The following is a 2,164-nucleotide window of genomic DNA, read 5'->3' on the forward strand; positions in this document are numbered from 1 at the left end:
TTCGCGGCCGGCGCCGGCAACGGTTCCGGCAATGCCGTTCACCATCTTGGCGAGGTCGTCGAAAAAGCGGTTTTCGCTCTGCATGTTTAAATTCCTCCGTCGGGGTCTGTCCCCTTGCCGCTATCCTATCTGGGTGCTGGCGGCGGCGGGGACAAGGGTTTCGGCATCGGGATTGCGCTGGTCGATCTGGAAATTCAGCACCGCGGCAAAGGTCAGCCACGCCATATAGGGTATCAGAAGCCACGCGGCTGCCTTGCGGATCGGCAGAAAGGCAAGCGCGGTGGCGACCGTCACCATCAGGATGAAGATGATCAGGTAAAGCGCTGTCGAGACCTGATGCTGGCCGAAGAACAGCGGCGACCAGGCGAAATTGGCGATCAGCTGGACGAAAAACAGCAGCAGCGCGAAGCCGCGCCCTTTCGCGCCGCGCGCATGCAGGATCATCGCGAGCGACAGGCCGAGACAGACATAGAGGATCGGCCAGACGGTGGCGAACACCCAGCCTGCCGGGGTGATGGCGGGAAGGTCGAGCGCGTCGAACCAGCGATTGCCGTATCCGCTGTTCGACAACAGGCCCGAAAGGCTTCCGGCAAGGACAATCGCCGGAACGGTCACGAGCGCCCATCGCAAATAGGACATACGCAACTGGCCTTGGGTAGCAATCTCGCTCATTCGGCTGGTCCCCTGATTCTGCGGGGTCAAGGTGTTGCGGCTGACGCGTTCAGCGTCAAGCGGCTCGCTTCGTCGCAGCGATCAGAAATTCGACATTTCCTTCGGGGCCGGTGATCGGGCTTTCGACAAGGTCCTGCACGTCCCAGCCTTCGCCGGTCAGCCATCCCTGCACGTCGGCGCACACGCGGGCATGGACCGCCGCGTCGCGCACGACGCCCTTCTTGCCGACCTCGTGCCGCTCGGCCTCGAACTGCGGCTTGATCAGCGCGACCATGCGCGCGCCGGATTTCGCGAAGCCCATCGGTACCGGCAGCACCTTCGACAGCGCGATGAAGCTCGCGTCGCAGACGATCAGATCGACGGCTTCGGGGATATGCGCCGCGGTCAGGATCCGCGCGCTCGTCTGTTCGTGGACGATGACGCGTTCGTCCTGCCGCAGCTTCCACGCGAGCTGGTTGGTGCCCGAGTCCACCGCATAGACGCGCGCCGCGCCGCGGCTGAGCAACACGTCGGTGAACCCGCCCGTCGACGATCCGACGTCGATCGCGACCGTGCCGGTTACGTCCCAACCGAGGTGGGTTAGCGCATGGTCAAGCTTGATCCCGCCGCGCGACACCCACGGATGGTCGCGGCCCTTGACGCTGATTTCGGCATCTGCCGCGACCTGCTGTCCCGCCTTGTCGATCTTGCGGTCGCCGACAAAGGCGAGCCCCGCGAGGATCAGCGCCTGCGCACGCGTCCGGCTTTCGGCGAGGCCGCGGTCGACGAGCAACTGGTCGGCGCGCTGCTTCGCCATCACATCTCCCCCGTCATTGCGAGGAGCAAAGCGACGCGGCAATCCAGAGTTGCGTAAACCGCTCTGGATTGCTTCGCTTCGCTCGCAATGACGACGGAAAGGGTCATTTCTGCGCCTTTTCCGTCAGCAGGCCGGGGGTCAGTATCTGCGGCAGGATTTCGGGCTTGGCGGCGCCCGGCGCGTACCAGAGGTAGAGCGGCACGCTGTTGCGGCCATGCTCGGCGAGCGTGCGCGTGATAACCGGATCACCGTTGGTCCAGTCGCCGACAAGTGTGACGACACCCGCCTTGTCGAACGCGTTCTGCACCACCTCGCGGTTGATTGCGCCGGCCTCGTTCGCCTTGCACGACAGGCACCAGTCGGCGGTGAAATAGACGAACACCGGTTTGCCGGTCGCGCGTGCGCGCGCCAGCGCGTCGGGCGAGAAGGTAGACCCCGCCGCGCCAGTCGTGCGCTCGGCGTGGGCGACTTCGCCAACCGTGCCTGCGAGGCTGCCGACGAAGAGCAGACCGGCGGCGATCAGCAGCCACGAGCGGCGGTCGCCGCGCTGGATCGCGCCATAATGGGTGAGCAGGACGAGGGTCATGGCGACCGCGACCGCGGGCCATGCGAGCTGCGATCCGCTGCCGAGCTGGCGCCACAGCAGCCAGGCGAGCCCCAGCGCGGTCAGACCCATCGGCAGCGCCATCCATTTGC

3 protein-coding genes and 1 pseudogene are annotated in these 2,164 nt (G+C 65.5%); all 4 read right to left on the minus strand.

Features of this window, described 5'->3' with window-relative positions:
• Window positions 1–84: pseudogene (locus VGD20_RS21835) on the minus strand (accessory factor UbiK family protein); the annotation flags it as partial.
• A gap of 36 nt (window positions 85–120) precedes the next feature.
• Window positions 121–672 carry a TspO/MBR family protein gene (locus VGD20_RS17805; RefSeq protein ID WP_331135716.1) on the minus strand — a complete coding sequence of 184 codons (552 nt, stop codon included), beginning with the start codon at window positions 670–672 and terminating at the stop codon, window positions 121–123.
• Between the two features lie 55 nt (window positions 673–727).
• Window positions 728–1,468, minus strand: a complete 741-nt coding sequence (locus VGD20_RS17810; protein WP_331135717.1) for a TlyA family RNA methyltransferase — start codon at window positions 1,466–1,468, stop codon at window positions 728–730.
• Between the two features lie 103 nt (window positions 1,469–1,571).
• Window positions 1,572–2,164, minus strand: a 593-nt coding sequence (locus tag VGD20_RS17815; RefSeq protein ID WP_331135718.1) for a thioredoxin family protein, incomplete at its 5' end; no start/stop codon positions are given.

The sequence above is a fragment of the Sphingopyxis sp. genome (genome assembly GCF_036402335.1).
Taxonomy (GTDB): Bacteria; Pseudomonadota; Alphaproteobacteria; order Sphingomonadales; family Sphingomonadaceae; genus Sphingopyxis.

Excerpts from the sequence above, each read along its gene's own strand:
- VGD20_RS17805 (WP_331135716.1), bottom strand. The coding sequence starts at position 672 with ATGAGCGAGATTGCTACCCAAGGCCAGTTGCGTATGTCCTATTTGCGA.
- VGD20_RS17810 (WP_331135717.1), bottom strand. The coding sequence starts at position 1,468 with ATGGCGAAGCAGCGCGCCGACCAGTTGCTCGTCGACCGCGGCCTCGCC.